This window comes from Streptomyces sp. NPDC022552 (genome assembly GCF_055561875.1).
The window spans coordinates 147,131-163,570 of the sequence record NZ_JBVHGJ010000017.1; the positions used below are offsets into that span (position 1 = coordinate 147,131).

At 72.1% G+C, this 16,440-nt stretch carries 14 protein-coding genes and 2 pseudogenes; 9 read left to right on the plus strand and 7 right to left on the minus strand.

The window, feature by feature from the left end:
- Window positions 1-55 precede the first annotated feature (55 nt).
- Window positions 56-439, minus strand: a pseudogene (locus ACZ3OF_RS32340) (POT-type proton-dependent oligopeptide transporter); the annotation flags it as partial.
- 187 nt (window positions 440-626) lie between these two features.
- Here ACZ3OF_RS32340 and ACZ3OF_RS32345 point away from each other — a divergent pair.
- Both ACZ3OF_RS32345 and ACZ3OF_RS32350 read left to right on the plus strand, forming a co-directional pair.
- Window positions 627-1,637 carry a polyprenyl synthetase family protein gene (locus ACZ3OF_RS32345; RefSeq protein WP_361677540.1) on the plus strand — a complete coding sequence of 337 codons (1,011 nt, stop codon included), beginning with the start codon at window positions 627-629 and terminating at the stop codon, window positions 1,635-1,637.
- A gap of 220 nt (window positions 1,638-1,857) precedes the next feature.
- Window positions 1,858-3,063 carry a LolA family protein gene (locus tag ACZ3OF_RS32350; RefSeq protein WP_467308335.1) on the plus strand — a complete coding sequence of 402 codons (1,206 nt, stop codon included), beginning with the start codon at window positions 1,858-1,860 and terminating at the stop codon, window positions 3,061-3,063.
- 79 nt (window positions 3,064-3,142) lie between these two features.
- Here ACZ3OF_RS32350 and ACZ3OF_RS32355 read toward each other — a convergent pair whose 3' ends face one another.
- Complete coding sequence (locus tag ACZ3OF_RS32355; protein ID WP_361677546.1) at window positions 3,143-4,456, minus strand: M28 family metallopeptidase; 1,314 nt, start codon at window positions 4,454-4,456, stop codon at window positions 3,143-3,145.
- A gap of 280 nt (window positions 4,457-4,736) precedes the next feature.
- Here ACZ3OF_RS32355 and ACZ3OF_RS32360 point away from each other — a divergent pair, with 280 nt between their 5' ends.
- A complete protein-coding gene (locus ACZ3OF_RS32360) occupies window positions 4,737-5,237 on the plus strand; it encodes a DUF1203 domain-containing protein (RefSeq protein WP_361677549.1) in 501 nt (166 codons plus the stop codon).
- A gap of 117 nt (window positions 5,238-5,354) precedes the next feature.
- Here the strand turns inward: ACZ3OF_RS32360 and ACZ3OF_RS32365 are convergent, their stop codons facing one another.
- On the minus strand, window positions 5,355-5,810 hold the full coding sequence (locus ACZ3OF_RS32365; protein ID WP_361677552.1) for a VOC family protein: 456 nt from the start codon (window positions 5,808-5,810) through the stop codon (window positions 5,355-5,357).
- An 89-nt stretch (window positions 5,811-5,899) separates the two neighbouring features.
- Window positions 5,900-6,358, minus strand: a complete 459-nt coding sequence (locus ACZ3OF_RS32370; RefSeq protein ID WP_361677555.1) for a winged helix-turn-helix transcriptional regulator — start codon at window positions 6,356-6,358, stop codon at window positions 5,900-5,902.
- 108 nt (window positions 6,359-6,466) lie between these two features.
- Here ACZ3OF_RS32370 and ACZ3OF_RS32375 point away from each other — a divergent pair, with 108 nt between their 5' ends.
- Both ACZ3OF_RS32375 and ACZ3OF_RS32380 read left to right on the plus strand, forming a co-directional pair.
- On the plus strand, window positions 6,467-7,879 hold the full coding sequence (locus ACZ3OF_RS32375) for an MFS transporter (RefSeq protein ID WP_467308350.1): 1,413 nt from the start codon (window positions 6,467-6,469) through the stop codon (window positions 7,877-7,879).
- A 26-nt stretch (window positions 7,880-7,905) separates the two neighbouring features.
- Complete coding sequence (locus tag ACZ3OF_RS32380; protein WP_361677557.1) at window positions 7,906-8,241, plus strand: DUF6401 family natural product biosynthesis protein; 336 nt, start codon at window positions 7,906-7,908, stop codon at window positions 8,239-8,241.
- 25 nt (window positions 8,242-8,266) lie between these two features.
- On the opposite strand, the gene rarD is transcribed toward ACZ3OF_RS32380, so the two are convergent.
- Both rarD and ACZ3OF_RS32390 read right to left on the minus strand, forming a co-directional pair.
- Complete coding sequence (rarD, locus tag ACZ3OF_RS32385) at window positions 8,267-9,325, minus strand: EamA family transporter RarD (protein WP_467308339.1); 1,059 nt, start codon at window positions 9,323-9,325, stop codon at window positions 8,267-8,269.
- A 148-nt stretch (window positions 9,326-9,473) separates the two neighbouring features.
- Entirely contained in the window at window positions 9,474-10,334 is an 861-nt protein-coding gene (locus tag ACZ3OF_RS32390) for an NAD(P)H-binding protein (RefSeq protein ID WP_467308341.1), read from the minus strand.
- Window positions 10,335-10,430: 96 nt separating this feature from the next.
- Here ACZ3OF_RS32390 and ACZ3OF_RS32395 point away from each other — a divergent pair, with 96 nt between their 5' ends.
- The 4 genes from ACZ3OF_RS32395 (at window position 10,431) to ACZ3OF_RS32410 (ending at window position 16,225) form a co-directional block, all read left to right on the plus strand.
- Window positions 10,431-10,838 (plus strand): winged helix-turn-helix transcriptional regulator, encoded by a 408-nt coding sequence (locus ACZ3OF_RS32395; RefSeq protein WP_361677566.1) that lies wholly within the window; start codon window positions 10,431-10,433, stop codon window positions 10,836-10,838.
- 141 nt (window positions 10,839-10,979) lie between these two features.
- Window positions 10,980-11,753, plus strand: a complete 774-nt coding sequence (locus ACZ3OF_RS32400; RefSeq protein WP_467308343.1) for a hypothetical protein — start codon at window positions 10,980-10,982, stop codon at window positions 11,751-11,753.
- Window positions 11,750-14,020 carry a bifunctional serine/threonine-protein kinase/ABC transporter substrate-binding protein gene (locus ACZ3OF_RS32405; RefSeq protein ID WP_361677572.1) on the plus strand — a complete coding sequence of 757 codons (2,271 nt, stop codon included), beginning with the start codon at window positions 11,750-11,752 and terminating at the stop codon, window positions 14,018-14,020. The genes ACZ3OF_RS32400 and ACZ3OF_RS32405 overlap by 4 nt, the downstream gene beginning before the upstream one ends.
- Before the next feature lie 3 nt (window positions 14,021-14,023).
- The gene (locus tag ACZ3OF_RS32410) at window positions 14,024-16,225 is read left to right on the plus strand and encodes a bifunctional serine/threonine-protein kinase/ABC transporter substrate-binding protein (protein WP_361677575.1); all 2,202 of its coding nucleotides are present in this window, start codon (window positions 14,024-14,026) and stop codon (window positions 16,223-16,225) included.
- A 48-nt stretch (window positions 16,226-16,273) separates the two neighbouring features.
- Here the strand turns inward: ACZ3OF_RS32410 and ACZ3OF_RS32415 are convergent.
- Window positions 16,274-16,440 (minus strand): annotated as a pseudogene (locus tag ACZ3OF_RS32415) (2-oxoacid:ferredoxin oxidoreductase subunit beta); the annotation flags it as partial.

Below are 16,440 nucleotides of genomic sequence, written 5' to 3' on the forward strand. Positions count from 1 at the left end.
ACCAACCTCAGTGGACGGGGTGCATGGTGCGGCGCAGCCAGGGCGCCCTGGCGATCACGACGAGGCCCGCGTCGCGGCGGCCGTCGTCGGTGGCGTAGAGCTTGCCGACCATGGTGGCGACGTTCGGCTTCAGCAGGCCCGTACCGGCACTGATCAGGCCGAGGCCGGCCAGGTCATGCCGGCCGCCCGCGACGGACACCAGATGGACGAGGGTGCCGTACGCGGGCGACGGAGGCGGCGGTGCCCGCGTCCATGCCGAGACCCTCGTCCGCCACACTGTCGGCGCAGTAGAGGACCAGGATCGCCTGCATGCCGAGGAACGAGAAGCGCTCCCAGACCCCTCCAGACCCGAGAGGGTGAGAAGCCCCTTGGGCCGGCCGAAGAAGGCATGATCGTCTTCGGGTGGCGGCCGCTCGTCGCCCGCGTCGGTATCGATCACTGTTCGGGACAAATCGCCTACTCCTGGTCGTATGAGCTGATCAAGAACATACCGGGGGTGGCGGGAAGGCGCCCATGGTGATCGAAAGGCGACCGGATACGCTGACTTGAGTGAATCGAGCGACACATCGACAATCCGTGTGATCGTCGGCAGCAGAAGCAGGCGTCAGCAGACAGGAGACCCTCTCGTGACCGTCGTCGGGCCGTTCGGTCTTAGCGTGCGGGACCAGGCTCTTGAGGCCGATGTCCAGACCGGATTGGCGGCCGTGGAGGCAGGGCTCCTCGACGCCACCAAGAGCGAGATCCCGTTCATCACGGAGGCCGCCCAGCATCTCGTGCTGGCCGGCGGCAAGCGCTTCAGGCCGCTGCTCGTGATGCTCGCCGCCCAGTTCGGCGACCCCTACGCGCCGGGCGTCGTGCCCTCGGCCGTCGTCGTCGAGCTCACCCACCTGGCCACGCTCTACCACGACGACGTCATGGACGAGGCGGACGTGCGGCGCGGCGTCGACAGCGCGAACACCCGATGGGGGAACTCCATCGCCGTCCTGACGGGTGACTTCCTGTTCGCCCGCGCCTCGCACACGCTGGCGGACCTCGGGCCCGAGGCCGTACGCATCCAGTCCGAGGCGTTCGAACGTCTGGTCACCGGCCAGATCCTGGAGACCGCCGGACCGCAGGGCGACCGCGACCCCGTCGACCACTACCTCGACGTCCTCGCCGGCAAGACCGGCTCGCTCGTCGCCGTCTCCTGCCGCTTCGGCGCGATGATGTCCGGCGCGGACGAGACCGTCGTCGACATCCTCACCCAGTACGGCGAGCGGCTCGGCGTCGCCTTCCAGCTCGCCGACGACGTCCTCGACATCGCCTCCGACTCCCACGAGTCCGGCAAGACCCCGGGGACGGACCTCAGGGAGGGCATCCCGACCCTTCCGGTGCTCCGCCTGCGGGCCGCGGCGGCGACTTTCGGCCGTCCCGAGGACGTGGAGCTGGTCGAGCTCGTCGACGGCGACCTGACGGACGACGAGCGGCACGCGGAGGTCCTGCGGCGGCTGCGCGTCCACCCGGCCCTGGAGCAGGCCCGGCGGGACACCGTGCGGTACGCGGAGGAGGCGCGGGCGATGCTGGCGCCGCTGCCCGACGGATACGCGAAGTCGGCTCTGGAGGAGCTGTGCGACGCGGTGGTCCACCGGGCGGGCTGACCCTGTCCACCGGGCGGGCTTGACCTTGTCCACCGGGCGGGTTGACGCTGTCCACCGGGCGGGCCGACGGGCCGTGTCGACCCGGCGGGCAGCCCGGACGGGCTACGGCCCCTACGGGTTGTCATCCTTCAGCAGTACGTCAGGTTGATGCCGCAGTCTGACGATTCCGGGCCGCCGCTTTGGTCAGATGGAGTCATCGACCACGGAGGTAGGACAGACCATGGCAGAGACCCGTAAGGCGAGCCGCTACGTCGTCCCGTTCGCGGTGGCCGGAGTGGCCGCGGCGACCATCGGACTCGTACCGGCGCTGGCGGCGTCCGGCGACCCCGACCTGCCGGAGATCACGGCACAGCAGCTGATCGAGAAGATCGCGGCGTCGGACACGCAGACCCTGTCCGGCACGTTCAAGGTGAGCACGGACCTGGGCCTGCCGTCGGTGGCGGGCCTGGCCGACAGCTTCGCGGGCGGCTCGTCGTCCGGCGGCTCGTCGTCCGTGGACCCGCAGGAGCGGCTGACGCAGCTGGTCTCGGGCTCGCACACGCTGCGGGTGGCGGCGGACGGCCCGGAGAAGCAGAAGCTGACGATCGTGGACGGCTCGGACGAGTACAGCCTGATCCACAACGGCGACGACGTGTGGGCGTACGACAGCAAGTCGAACGAGGTGTTCCACGAGAAGGGCGACGCCTCGGACCGCCCCGCCGGCGAGAAGGAGGTCCCGGGCACCCCGAAGGAGCTCGCGGACGAGGTCCTGAAGGCGGCGGGCGACACCACGTCCATCACGGTGGGCGGTACGGCGAAGGTGGCCGGCCGGGACGCGTACCAGCTCGTGATCAAGCCCAAGCAGAGCGGCTCGACGGTCGAGTCGATCAAGATCGCGGTGGACGCGAGGACCGGGACGCCGCTGAAGTTCACGCTGGCGTCGGTCGAGGGTGGCAAGCCGGTCCTCGACGCGGGCTTCACGAAGGTCGACTTCGCCAGGCCGGCGGCCTCGACGTTCGACTTCGAGGCGCCGAAGGGCGCGAAGGTGACGGAGGGCTCCGAGGGCCCGGACGGGGCGGCGCACGGCAAGTCCCCCGAGGACCTCGAGAAGGAGCTGGAGAAGGAGCTCGGCGGCCTCGACGGACTCTTCGGAGGCATGGCTCCCGGCGCCGGCGGCGCGGGCGCCGAGGGCATGAACGTCATCGGCGAGGGCTGGACCTCGATCGCGAGGATCGACACCGGTGCCCCGGCCCCGAAGACGGGCGAGGCCCCGAAGGAGGTCCAGGGCTTCCTGGACGCGCTCGGGGACAAGGTCAGCGGGAAGTTCGGCTCGGGCACCGTCTTCAAGACGAAGCTCGTCAACGCGCTGATGACGGACGACGGCAAGGTCTACGTCGGCGCCGTGACGAAGCAGGCGCTGGTGGACGCGGCGAACGCCGGGAAGTAGGGCGCGATGGGACCCCGGGCGGGTCGGGGGCGATGGTCACCGACCCACCCGGGAGTTTCTGCGCCGTAGGGCTGGTGCCTTACGGGAACGTGAGCTTGAAGCTGTTGATGTAGCCGGTGTCGGCCGAGGCCCGGTCCTGGGCGCGGAGCTTCCAGGCGCCGTTGGCGACCTCCGAGGAGGCGTTCACGGTGTAGGTCTGGACGAGGTTGTCGGCGCTGCCGCCGGAGCGGTTGTGCAGGTTGTAGACCGAGCCGTCGGGGGCGACGAGGTCGACGACGAGGTCACCGCGGTAGGTGTGGACGATGTTCACGTCCACCTTGAGGGTGGAGGGCGCGTTGCCGGTGATACCGGTGACGTTGACCGTGGAGGTCACCGCGGCGCCGTTGTCCGGGATGGACACGTCGGCGGTGTTCTCGAAGACCGTGCCGGGGGGCGTGGTCGTACCGGCCGACAGGGTCCAGATCGCGTGGGCGACGGCGTCGCTGTTGCGGTCGAGGGCCGTGTCGTTGATGTTCGAGGTGTTGTCGCACGAGGAGTGATAGCAGCGGTCGAAGGCCGTGGCCGTACCGCCCCACTTCTGGACCTGGGCGCTGCTCTTCACGCGGCTGGCGCCGGTGAACAGACCGCCGACCGGGATGCCGACGTTCTTGAACGAGGCGTGGTCGGAGCGGCCGTCGCCCTCGGTCTCGATCTCGGTGGGCACGCCGATGCCGGCGAAGTAGCTCTTGAAGGTCTGCTCGATGGTGGGGTCGTCGTCGTAGACGAAGTAGCCGGGGTTGGGCGACCCGATCATGTCGAAGTTCAGATACCCGGAGAACTTCGAACGCTCCGTGCTGGGCAGCTGGTTGACGTAGTACTTCGACCCGACGAGCCCCAGCTCCTCGGCGCCCCACCAGCCGAAGCGCAGGTGCTTCGTGGGCTGGAGGTTGGCGCGGGAGACGGCGAGCGCGGTCTCCAGGACGGCGGCGGAACCGGAGCCGTTGTCGTTGATACCGGCACCGGAGGAGACGGAGTCGAGGTGCGCGCCGGCCATGAGGACCTGGTTGGGGTCACCGCCGGGCCAGTCGGCTATCAGGTTGTAGCCGGTGGCGCCGCTGGAGGTGAACTGCTGGACGGTGGTGGTGAATCCGGCCGCGTCCAGCTTGGCCTTCACGAAGTCGATGGACGCCTTGTAGCCGGTGCGGCCGTGCGCGCGGTTGCCGCCGTTGGCGGTGGCGATGGCCTGGAGGTCGGTGAGGTGCTGCTTGACGTTGGCGAGCGGTATGTCGGGCGCGGCGGCGGCAGCAGCGGGTGCTGTGGGCGCGGCGTTCGCCGTGGCGCCGGTGAACCCGGCGAGGGCCATGGCGGTCACGGCCGCGAGCGCGGCGGCACGTCTGGGAACGGAGAGGTTCATGTGGGGGCTCCGGATTCCGAACGGGGATGGGAACGGAACGTGCGAGCGCCCCGACGGCTGTGAAGTCGCGGGGCGTTGGAGCTGTGCGTGTCGGTGCGGGGTGGTGCGTGATGTGCGTGGTGAATGTTCAACGAGAGTTTGACTGAGCGTCAAGAGCGGAAACCGGTCACACGTGTTCGCTCATCGGATAGGCGTGCGAGGAAGGGTGGCCGCGGGGCGCCCGGAACGCCACGTCCGAATCCCGCCAGCGGGTGGGCCGCGCGCGCGTGACGCTGGAGCCATGACGACCTACACCGCACGCGCCATCGACCCCGCCGTCCTCGCCGAGCTCCGCGCCGGCGACGACGCCGGACAGCCCTGCGTCCCGTACACCGCCACCGAAGGGGGCAGCCCGCTGCGCTGCTGTCTGCGCACGTTCGAGCCGGGGGAGCGGATCGCCCTCGTCTCGTACGCGCCGCTGCGCCGCTGGGCGGCAGCGACCGGGGCCGCCCCGGGGGCGTACGACGAGCAGGGCCCGGTCTTCATCCACGCCGACCCGTGCGCGGGGCCGGTCGAGGGCCCGGAGTCGTACCCCTTCGACCGGCCCGGCGCCCTGCGCACCCTGCGCCGCTACGACGACGAGGGCCGCATCGTCGGCGGACGGCTCCTGGAGATCCCGGACGAGGCGACCGCGGGCTTCGACAAGGCCTTCGCGGAGGCCTTCGCCGACCCGCAGGTCGCTCTCGTGCACGTCCGCGCCGTCGAGTACGGCTGCTTCCAGTTCGAGGTACGGCGCGCCTGACGTCCCTGCGCGGCGCACCTGGACGTCCCGGCACGCAGGGCCGGGACCACGCGGCACCTGAACCCCCGCGCGGGGCCGGGACCACGCGGCACCTGAACCGCGCGCGGGGCCCGAACGTCACTGCACGCAGAACTCGTTGCCCTCGGGGTCCGTCATGACCACCCAGGTGCCGCCCTGCTCCGAGACCCGGTGCAGGACCGAGGCGCCCAGGGACGTCAGGCGCTCGACCTCCGCCTCCCGGGTGCGCTCGGCGGGGTGGAGGTCGAGGTGGACGCGGTTCTTGACGGTCTTCGGCTCCGGGACGCGCTGGAAGAGGATGCGGCGGCCGCGCCCGGCACCCGACTCCTCGTCGAAAGGATCGTCCGGATGCCGGACAGCGGCCAGATCTCGCCAGCCGTGGCGGCCGTCCGGGAGCATGACCGTCAGCTGGGGCGGGGCAGCCCCGGCGTCGAGGAGGCGCTCGACGAGAGCGTTGTGGTCCTCCTCCACGTAGCCGAGGGCGGCGGCCCAGAAGGCGGCCTGGGCGTGCGGGTCGGCGGTGTCGATCACGAGCTTCCAATGGAGCGGAGTCATGCCCCCAGTCGTACTGGGCGCGCGACCCCGGTCGCGTCAGGCATGACCCTCGTTCACCCCGATGGAGAGGCGCGCCGGCCGTGCTCGGGTCAGACGGGGGCCGCTTCGGCCTCGGCCGCCTCCTTCGCGTCGTACGCCTGCCGTGCCGCCGCGATCTCGTTCTGGTGGAGCTCCGTCCAGAGCACCAGTGAGCGGATCGTCGTGTGCAACGTGCCGCCCAGCGGCGTGAGTTCGTAGTCCACGCGCGGCGGGACCACCGGGTGCACCGTCCGCTTCACCAGGCCGTCCCGCTCCAACTGGCGCAGGGTCACCGTCAGCATGCGCTGGCTGATGCCGTCGATCTCCCGCCGCAGCTCGGAGAAGCGCAGCTTGCGGCGGTCGAGCAGGGCGATGACCAGCAGGGACCACTTGTCGGCGACCCGGTCGAGGATCTGCCGGACCTCGCAGTCCTCCCGGGTGTCCCACTGGAAGGGGTCCCGGTCTCCCGACGCGCCGTCGGCGTAGGTCACTTCGCAGTGACTCGGTGACTTCAAAGTGCCTTCTTCCATGGCATCGGATCCTGCCGCAGGATCGAGGTGGTTACAAGAGAGAACCGACCCCATGGCCGGTAACCACCCTTCCCCTTCCCTGCCTTGGAGACAGCTGTGTCCACATCCCTGCCCGCACGCGCCTGGGCCCTTCTCCTCGTCCTCTGCGGAACGATCTTCCTCGAAGGCATCGATGTCGCCATGCTCGCCGTGGCGGTGCCAAGCATCAGATCCGATCTGGACCTGTCCACCGCGAGCGCGGCCTGGGTGATGTCCGCGTACGTCCTCGGATACGCCGGCTTCACCCTCCTCGGCGGACGCGCCGCCGACCTGCTCGGCCGCCGCCGGATGTTCCTCGGCTGGCTCACCGTCTTTCTGCTCTTCTCCGGCCTCGGCGGCTTCGCGACCGAGGGCTGGATGCTGATCACCGCCCGCTTCATGACGGGTGTCGCCGCCGCGTTCATGACCCCCGCCGCGATGTCGATCATCACGACGTCGTACGAGGAGGGCCCGCAGCGCAACCAGGCGCTGCTGGTCTTCGCCGGTACGGCCGCCGGAGGCTTCTCCCTCGGCCTGGTCATCGGCGGACTGCTCACTCAGCTCGGCTGGCGCTGGGTCTTCTTCGCGCCCGTCCTGCTGGCCGCGGCGATCCTGCTCGCCGCGCTGCGGCTGATCCCCGGGGAGACGCGGCCGGAGCCGTCGGCGGGCGGCTTCGACCTGGCCGGCGCGCTGACCGCGGCCGGGGCGATGCTGCTGCTCGCGTACGGGATCGTACGACTGGAGCACGGCCTCGACGGATGGCCGCTGACCGCGCTCGTGGCCGCCGCCGGAGTGGCCCTCGCCGGCCTGTTCGTCGCCGTGGAGCGGCGCGCCGCCTCCCCGCTCGTCCGCCTCGGGCTGCTGCGCAAGGCGTCGACCGTCCGGGCCGACCTCGGGGCGCTGCTCTTCGTCGGGTCCTTCTTCGGCTTCCAGTTCGTCGCCACGCTCTATCTCCAGGAGCTGCGCGGCTGGTCCTCCCTGGAGACGGCGCTGGCGCTGATGGTCATGGGCGTCGACGCGATCCTCGCCCCGACGCTCACGCCGAGGCTCGTGGCGCGGTTCGGCAACGGACGGGTGATCCTCGGCGGCTTCGTGCTCGCGATCCTCTCGTACGCGCTGTTCCTGCCGGTCGGGCCGGACTGGTCGTACGCGGCGATGTTCCCGACCCTGCTGCTGACCGGGCTCGCGTTCTCGCTGGCGTACGGGCCGCTGACGATCGCCGCGACGGACGGGATCGAGGAGGAGGAGCAGGGGCTGGCGAGCGGGCTCCTGACGACGGCGACGCAGTTCGGCTCGGCGGTGGGCATCTCGCTGGTGACGGCGGTGTACGGGATCGTCGGCGGCGGACTCGACGGCTTCCGGGCCGCGCTGATCGTGCCGGTGGCGATGGTGGCGCTCGGGGCGCTGGTCTCGGCGACGGGGCTGCGGGGCGCCGAGGCCGTGAACGAGATCCCGGAGGGCCTGGAGGCACCGGAGGCTGCGACCAAGGTCGCCGCGGGGTGAACGGGAGGCGCCCTTAGGCTGGAGGAATGAACAATTCCTCCGACTGTCCGCTGGTCGGAGTGGCCGCCACGTACATGCCCCGGCTCTCGGAGCTCGCCTTCGAGCCGGGGCTCGTGGCCGCCGTCGACCAGCACGCGGCGGCCGTGTGCGACGCCCTGATCCCGGCCCCGCGCCGCCCGGACGAGACCACCCTCACGCGTCGGCGGACCGTGCGCCGGGAGGACCTCGCCGACTACGTCCTCGGCTTCACGGACTCGCTGGCGGAGGCCGACTGGACCGAGCCGGTCGGCCACGACTTCGCGACACTGCGCCTGACGGCCGTGTGCTGGCTCATCCGGGAGTACGACCTCCTGGCGGCCTGAGCCCCCCCCGCTACCGGGCGGGAGGTCAGGAGACGGCAGGGGTCCTGGTCGAGGCGGAGGGGACGTCGGTCCCTGCGGACCCGGCCCCTGCGGACCCGGCCCCTGCGGACCCGGCCCCTGCGGGCCCGGCCAGTCCGGGCCCGGCCTCGGTCGTCGCCGCCGCGGCGGCCGCGCGCGCCGCAGCCGCCAGCGCCGCCCTGCTCCGCCGTGCCGTCCGCAGCGCGTCCCACGTCAGGATCGTCAGCGCCAGCCACACCAGCGAGAAGCCCGCCCAGCGCTCCGGCGGCATCGCCTCGTGGAAGTACGCGATCCCCAGCACGAACTGGAACATCGGCGCCAGGTACTGGAGCAGCCCCAGCGTCGACAGCGGTACGCGGATCGCCGCCGCTCCGAAGCAGACCAGCGGCACGGCGGTCACGATGCCGGTCGCGGCGAGCAGGGCCGCGTGCCCCGCGCCCTCGCTGCCGAAGGTGGCCGAACCCTGCGAGCCGAGCCACACCAGGTAGGCGAGGGCCGGCAGGAACTGGACCGCGGTCTCGGCCGCGAGCGACTCCAGACCGCCGATGTTGACCTTCTTCTTCACCAGGCCGTAGATGCCGAAGGAGAAGGCCAGGATCAGCGAGATCCACGGCGGCTGCCCGTACCCGACGGAGAGGACCAGGACGGCCGTGGCGGCGACGCCGACCGCCGCCCACTGCGCGGGCCGCAGCCGCTCCTTCAGGAGGAGGACGCCCAGGGCGATCGTGACGAGCGGGTTGATGAAGTAGCCGAGGGACGCCTCGACGACCTGGCCGGCGTTGACCGCCCAGATGTAGACGCCCCAGTTGACGGTGATCACCGCCGCGGCCAGCGTGATCAGACCGAGCTTGCGCGGGCTGCGCACCAGCTCGCGTATCCAGCCCCAGCGGCGGACGGCGAGCAGCGCGACGACGACGAAGGCCAGGGACCACACCATCCGGTGGGCGAGGATCTCGACCGCCCCGGCGGGCTTCAGGAGCGGCCAGAAGAGCGGGACCAGGCCCCACATTCCGTAGGCACCGATCCCGTAGAGGAGACCCGCTCGTCCCTCGTTGTCCGTCTTCACCGAACCTCCTGCCCTGCGCCACGCCGTCCTGATGAAGGTAGCGCCGCACAGGCCAGGCTGTCATGTCCGTACCGCGATACGGTCATGACTTTCGGGCGAGGGCTCGGCCGGGGGCCGGTGCGGGGCCCTCGGCGGGGGTTTCCAGGCCTTACGCGAGGGCCTTCGCGACCGTCTCGGCGAGCGGGGTGGTCGGGCGGCCGATGAGGCGGGACAGGTCACCGGTCCGCCGGGCGAGCGCCCCGCGCCCGATGGCCTCGTCGACGTCCACGAGGATCGCGGCGAAGCCCGCCGGGACGCCGGCGCCGGTCAGGATCGCCTCGTGCGTCTCGGCCGGGACGTCGCTGTACGCGATCTCCTTGCCGGTCTGGCGGGCGACCTCGGCCGCGTACTCGGCCAGCGACCAGGCGACGTCGCCGCTCAGCTCGTACGCCCTGTTCACGTGCTCCTCGGTCGGCCCGGTCAGGACGGCGGCGGCCGCGGCGGCGTAGTCGGCGCGCGTGGCGGAGGCGACGCGGCCCTCACCGGCGTTGGCGACGACGGCGCCGTGGGCGAGGACGGGGGCGAGGTTCGCGGTGTAGTTCTCGGTGTACCAGCCGTTGCGCAGGAACGTGTACGGCAGGCCCGAGTCGAGGATCAGTGTCTCCGTGGCCTTGTGCTCGGCGGCCAGGTCGAAGTCGGCCTCGGGCCCGCCGAGGACGCCGGTGTACGCGAGCTGGGCGACGCCCGCGGCCCTGGCCGCGTCGATCACGGCCGCGTGCTGGGCCACGCGCTGCCCGACCTCGCTGCCGGAGATCAGCAGGACGCGGTCGCCCGGCTCGAAGGCGCCCGCGAGGGTCTCCGGCCTGCCGTAGTCGGCGATCCGGAGCTCGACGCCGCGCTCGGCGAGGCCGGCGGCCTTCGCCTTGTCGCGGACGACGGCGACGACGGCCTCGGCGGGGACGCGGGCCAGGAGCTCGTCGATGACGAGACGGCCGAGCTGTCCGGTGGCTCCGGTGACGACGATGCTCATGAGTGGTTCCTTCTCCGGGAGTGCGGTGGGCGATGCACTCACCGTACGGGGTGCGCTAACCATGAGAAAGTACCCACTTTGAAGTAAGGTACTGGCATGGGAGTAAGTGATCCGAAGAGTCTGCTCGCCGACGTCGACGGCGCGATGTGCCCGGCGCGGCTCGTCCTGGAGCACGTCACCAGCCGGTGGGGCGTCCTGATCCTGATCGCGCTGCGGGAGCGCTCGTACCGCTTCAGCGAGCTGCGCCGGCAGGTCGGCGGGGTCAGCGAGAAGATGCTGACGCAGACGCTCCAGACACTGGAGCGCGACGGCTTCGTCCACCGCGACGCCAAGCCGGTCATCCCGCCCCGCGTCGACTACAGCCTCACCGAACTCGGCGAAGAGGCCGCCGGCCGGGTCTGGGAGCTGGCCCGCTGGACCGACGCCCGGGTCCCGGCGGTCCAGGAGTCCCGCGCCCGGTATGACGCGGCACGTCGCGAGAAGGCCACGGGTTCGCCTCAATGATGTTGTAATCGGGGCGAGTTGGTGCCGACGCGTCGTACGATCTGCTCACCACTCGGGGCAAGTGTGAGCGTGCGTGGGGGATACGTGACATACGGGTACCGAAGAGTGCTGCGCGCCTGCGGGGGTCTACTGGCCTGCGGCATGATCCTGACGGGCTGCTCCGGTTCGGGCGAGGACGGCAAACGCGACGACAAGGGGAGTACGTCCTCGGGGGCGTCCGGAACCGCGACCGCGCCGCCCACGCCGACACCCTCGCCGACGCCCACGGGGCTCGGCTTCACCGCGGACCCGAAGAGGGCCCCCAAGAACGAGGCCGAGGCCAAGCGGCTCGCCCTCGCGGTCGTCGCGGGTCCCGAATCCTGGGGGGCGGACTACGTGAAACGCACCCCGCACCTCAGCGCCGACGACTACTGGCCGGTCCTCTCCGCGCAGTGCACCTGGGAGACCGGAACCCGCCCGCGGACCGTGCTCCACAGCGTCACCGCCTACAGCGAGGTCCCCGCCCAGGGCGGGAGGGGGACGCTACGGGTCTCCGCGACCGTCACCGTGCACCGCACCGAGACGGACGCCGACTGGGAGATGGCCGAGACGCTGGAGGAGGCGCTCCGCTGCCCCGACCAGCGACTGCGCGACGGGGAGCGGATCGGTGGCCTGATGTCCCTCGGCAGCCCTTTCGGCGTCGGGGGCAACTTCACCGCCGTGGACTCGCTGAGAGAGGCGGGGACGTACGTCAACGACGCGGTCCGGGGGGAGCAGACGTACTCCTGGTACCAGTCCCGCGTGGGGCAGGTCACCGTCGCCGCCGTCGTCAAGGGCGCACCCGGTCATGTCGCCAAGGAGGTCGACAGCGCGCAGGTCCAGGCCCTTGTCGCCATGGTCGGGCGCGCCGAGGACGAGCTGGAGGTCCAGTCATGAGCCCCGCACCCGAGCCTTCGGCTCCCGAGCCCCAGCCGGCGGCTCACCAGCCCGAGCCCTCGGCTCCCGCGTCGGCTGCCGCCCGGCCCGCAGCCCTTCAGCCGCTCCGGACCTCCGACCCGTCGGCGATCGCCGGATACCGCCTCCTCGGCCGGCTCGGTGCCGGTGGCATGGGCGTCGTCTACCTCGGCCGTACCGACAACGGCGAACTCGCCGCCGTGAAGGTCACCCACGCCGACCAGGCCGACCAGGCCGACTTCCGAGCCCGCTTCCGCCGCGAGGTCGAGGCCGCGCGCCGGGTCGCCAGCCCCTGGGCCGTCCCCGTGACGGGCGCCGACCCGGACGCACCCGAGCCGTGGATGGCGACCGCCTTCGTCCCCGGGCCCTCGCTCGGCGAGGCCGTCGCCGCGCACGGCCCGCTGCCGGAGCGGAGCGTACGGATCCTCGGCGGCGCGCTCGCCCGCGCGCTGGCCGCCGTGCACGAGGCCGGACTCGTCCACCGGGACGTCAAACCCGGCAACGTCCTCCTCGCCGTCGACGGCCCGCGCCTGATCGACTTCGGTATCGCCCGGACCACCGGGGAGACCGCGCTCACCTCCACCGACATGGTCGTCGGCACCCCCGGCTTCCTCGCGCCCGAACAGGCCGAGGCCCGCGCCGCCGAGATCGGCCCGCCCAGCGACATCTTCGCGCTCGGCTGCCTCCTCGCCCACGCGGCGACCGGCCGCCCGCCCTTCGGCACGGGGGCCGTCGACGCCCTGCTGTACCGCACGGTCCACGACGAGCCCGACCTCGCCGGCGTACCGGACGGGCTCCTGGACCTGCTGCGCGCCTGTCTGGCCAAGGACCCGGCCCGGCGGCCCACCGCCGAGGAGATCGCCGACCGCCTCACGGAGGACGCCCCGGGCGCCGGGAACGACTGGCTGCCCGCCCCCGTCGTACGGACCATCGCCGAACGCTCCGCCGCCATGCTCGCCCTGCCCGAGATCGAGTCCACACAGCTCGGGACGTCGGACAAGGACGCGCAGCCGGCGAGCAGCAGACGGAAGTTCCTGCTCCTGGCCTCCGGCGGCGCCGTCCTCGCCGCCGGAGGCGGCATCGCCGCCTGGGCCGCGCTCCGGGACGACGGCAAGGACCGCAAGGCCGCCCCCGGGCCGAAGAAGCGCCGCTGGGTCATCGGCGTCCACGCCGATCTGACCGGCCCCGCCAAGGCCGTCGGCCGCGCGCAGGAGCGCGGTGCCCGGCTCGCGGTCGAGCAGTTCAACGCCCGTGAGAACAAGCCCTTCACCCTCGAACTCAAGGTCTCCGACGACGGCGGCGACAACAACAAGGCCCTGGCCGCCGCCCGCGTCCTCACCGGCGACCCCGACGTCCTCGGCGTCATCGGGCCCACCTCCGACTACACGGGCCTGGCCGCCCTCCCCGCGTACGACGAGGCCCTCCTGCCCGTGATCACGGTCTCCGCCGGGCTGAACATGCTGTCCAACCAGGCGGGCGGCCAGGGGCTCTCGATGGTGCAGGCCTGTCCGCAGCACGCCTTCGCGGGCATGTGCCTCGCCTACTACGTCATGACGAAGACCCGGAGCGTCCGGCCGGGCATCCTTCAGGAGCGGACCGACGACACCTACGCCTGGCAGTACATCGGCGGCGCCAACTTCGGCTTCCGGCAGGGGAAGGTCGTCCCCGTTCCCCGTGTCGTCCCCGGGCCCACCACCGACTACAAGCGGGTGCTCGGCTCCATGATGGCCGAGGGCATGGACGCCTACGTCCACTGCGGCCTCACCCCGAGCGCGGTCCTCGCCGCCCGCGCGCTCGACGAACTCGGCTTCACCGGTATGAGGATCACCGGACAGCACGTCTTCGAGCCGCGCTTCCTCGCGGAGGCGGGGGAGGCGGCGGAGGGCTGGATCATCGGCGCACCGGTCGTCGATCCCACGACCCGCAAGGAGGCGTCCGCACTCATCGCCGCGCACCGCAAGCGGTACGGCGCGACCCCCGCCTTCTACACGGGCGAGTACTTCGACATGGTCAACCTCCTGGCCCAGGAGGTGGAGAAGGCGGCCAAGGGCGGGAAGCGCCCCGACCGCACGTCGCTCGCGGCCCTGCTGCGCAAGGTGAAGTACACCGGCGTCATGGGCGGCTACGTCTTCGATCCCGAGGACGGGCGCCTGACGGCGGTCGGCACGTTCATGTACGCCGTCGAGAACGGCCGGTACAAACCCCTGGAGTTCGCCCCCGCCGGGCCGCCGAAGAACAGACGGGTCTGAGCCGTGCGGCCCCTCCGTACCGCCGATCCCTCGGCGATCGCCGGATACCGCCTGCTCGGCCGGCTCGGCGCCGGCGGCATGGGCGTGGTCTACCTCGCCCGGTCCGCCGGCGGCGCGCTCGCCGCGCTCAAGCTGATCCAGGCCGAGCACGCCGCCGACCCCGGCTTCCGCGAGCGGTTCCGGCGGGAGGCCCTCGTCGCCGAGCGGATCACCGGCCGCTGGGTGGTCCGCGTCCTCGGCTCCGACCCGGAGGCCCGCGAGCCCTGGCTCGCCACCGAGTTCGTGCCGGGACCCTCGCTCGCCGAGGCCGTCGCCCTCCACGGCGCCCTGCCCGAAGCGAGCGTACGGGCCCTGGGCGCCCGGCTCGCCGACGCGCTCGCGGACATGCACGAGGCGGGACTCGTCCACCGGGACGTCAAACCGGGCAACGTCCTCCTCGCCCTCGACGGCCCGCGCCTGATCGACTTCGGCATCGCCCGGTCGGCCGGGGCCACCGCCCTCACCGCCACCGACGCGATGATCGGCACACCCGGCTTCCTCGCCCCCGAGCAGGCCCGCGCCGCCGGTGCGGGCGAGGTCGGCCCGCCGAGCGACGTCTTCTCGCTGGGGTGCGTGCTCGCGTACGCGACCACCGGGCAACGCCCCTTCGGTACGGGCGGAGTGGCCGCGGTCGTGTACCGCACGGTCCACGAGGAGCCCGACCTCGACGGCCTACCGGAGGCGCTGCTGCCGCTGGTGACCGCGTGTCTCGCCAAGGACCCCGCGGACCGGCCGACGGCCGTGGATGTACGGGCGCGGCTGGGGCCCGCCGAGGGGCCGGCGGGCGACTGGCTGCCGCCCGGACTGCCCGCGCTGATCGCCGAACGCTCCGCACGGGTCCTGGACCTGCCCGTGGCCGAGCCGACCGTCGTGGTGCCCTCCGCCCCACCGGCCCGCACCTCGCCGTCCCGGCGCCGCTTCCTCGCCCTCGGGTCCGCGGCGGCCGTCGCCGGGGCCGGCGGGCTCACGGCCTGGCTCGTGAACCGCGCCCCCGCGAGCCCTGCGGCGGGCGGCCCGCCCGCGTCCCTGCCCACGTACGCGATCGGGATCCAGACGGATCTGAGCGGCCCCCACGCGGCGGACGGACGCGCCCAGGAGCGCGGGGCGAGGCTGGCCGCCGAGACGTTCAACGCCCGTCCCGACCGGCCCTTCGACCTGGCCGTGAAGGTACGGGACGACGAGGGCCACCCGCCCCGGGCGGGCACCGTGGCGCGGGAGTTCGCGAACGACGCGGCCGTCATGGCCGTGATCGGCCCCACGACCCGCGAGACGGTGGTCGCGGCCGCCACCACGTACCACGCGAGCATGCTGGTCCTCGCGACCGTCGCCGTCGGCATCGACCAGGGCGACCTGACCTTTCCGACCGTCAACCCCGTCTACCGCGAGCTGCGCGTCCACCACGACATGCTGCAACTGCCCTTCACCAGCATCGCCCTGGTACGCGGGGCCAAGCGGACGGCCGTCGTGCAGGACCGGGCGGCGGGCGACTACGCCTGGCGTACGGCCAACTCCACACGGAGCACCATGAGTGCGATCGACGCTCCGGTGACCGTGCATCAGGTCGCCTCGGACGAGGAGGACTTCAGCGCCGTGGCGCGTGAGGTGGTCGCCGCCCGGCCCGACGCCGTGCTCTACGCCGGCGTCTCCCCGCGCCGCGCCGGACTGTGCGCCAAGGCGCTGAAGCAGCAGGGCTACGACGGTCTGTGCGGAGGCGTCGAGTACGCGCTGGCACCGGAGTTCCTCGCCGCCGCCGGCCAGGAGGCTGCCGAGGGCTGGTACTTCGGCACCACCTACGTCGATCCGGCGCTCGTGCCCGCGGCCGAGGGGTTCACGGCCGCCTACCGCACGCGCTGGGGCCTGTCGGCCACGGCTCCGGTCGACCGGTTCGCGGTGGAGGCGTACGACGCGGTGACGGGCGTCGCCGAGCGCATGAGGGACCTGGTGTCGAGCCAGAAGCTGGCGATCACACGAGTGGCCGTGCGGGGGGCGATGCGGACGTTCTCGTTCCAGGGCCTCGCGAAGAAGTACGGCTTCGAGGAACAGAACGTGATGATGTTCAGGTACAACAAGGAGCTGTTCCTGTACCGGATCGAGCAGGGGGTCCCGCGCTACCTCGGGCAGTTCGAGAAGGCGGCGGACGAGGAGAAGCGCCGGCGGAAGGGGTGAGGGGCGCGGCCCTTCGTGCGGCCGCGCCCCTCATCCGTCATTCCTGTGTCAGCCGACGACGGTCCAGGTGTCGTTCCCCGCGAGCAGCTGCCCCAGGTCGCCCTTGCCGTGCTGTTCGATGGCCGTGTCGAGCTGGTCGGCCATGAGCGTGTCGTAGACCGGCCGCTTCACCGAGCGGAAGACGCCGATGGGGGTCTGGTGGAGGGTGTCCGGGT

Excerpts from the sequence above, each read along its gene's own strand:
- ACZ3OF_RS32395 (WP_361677566.1), top strand. The coding sequence starts at position 10,431 with ATGGGAGTAAGTGATCCGAAGAGTCTGCTCGCCGACGTCGACGGCGCG.
- ACZ3OF_RS32390 (WP_467308341.1), bottom strand. The coding sequence starts at position 10,334 with ATGAGCATCGTCGTCACCGGAGCCACCGGACAGCTCGGCCGTCTCGTC.
- ACZ3OF_RS32355 (WP_361677546.1), bottom strand. The coding sequence starts at position 4,456 with ATGAACCTCTCCGTTCCCAGACGTGCCGCCGCGCTCGCGGCCGTGACC.
- ACZ3OF_RS32370 (WP_361677555.1), bottom strand. The coding sequence starts at position 6,358 with ATGGAAGAAGGCACTTTGAAGTCACCGAGTCACTGCGAAGTGACCTAC.
- ACZ3OF_RS32360 (WP_361677549.1), top strand. The coding sequence starts at position 4,737 with ATGACGACCTACACCGCACGCGCCATCGACCCCGCCGTCCTCGCCGAG.
- ACZ3OF_RS32350 (WP_467308335.1), top strand. The coding sequence starts at position 1,858 with ATGGCAGAGACCCGTAAGGCGAGCCGCTACGTCGTCCCGTTCGCGGTG.
- ACZ3OF_RS32405 (WP_361677572.1), top strand. The coding sequence starts at position 11,750 with ATGAGCCCCGCACCCGAGCCTTCGGCTCCCGAGCCCCAGCCGGCGGCT.
- ACZ3OF_RS32365 (WP_361677552.1), bottom strand. The coding sequence starts at position 5,810 with ATGACTCCGCTCCATTGGAAGCTCGTGATCGACACCGCCGACCCGCAC.
- ACZ3OF_RS32400 (WP_467308343.1), top strand. The coding sequence starts at position 10,980 with ATGATCCTGACGGGCTGCTCCGGTTCGGGCGAGGACGGCAAACGCGAC.
- ACZ3OF_RS32380 (WP_361677557.1), top strand. The coding sequence starts at position 7,906 with ATGAACAATTCCTCCGACTGTCCGCTGGTCGGAGTGGCCGCCACGTAC.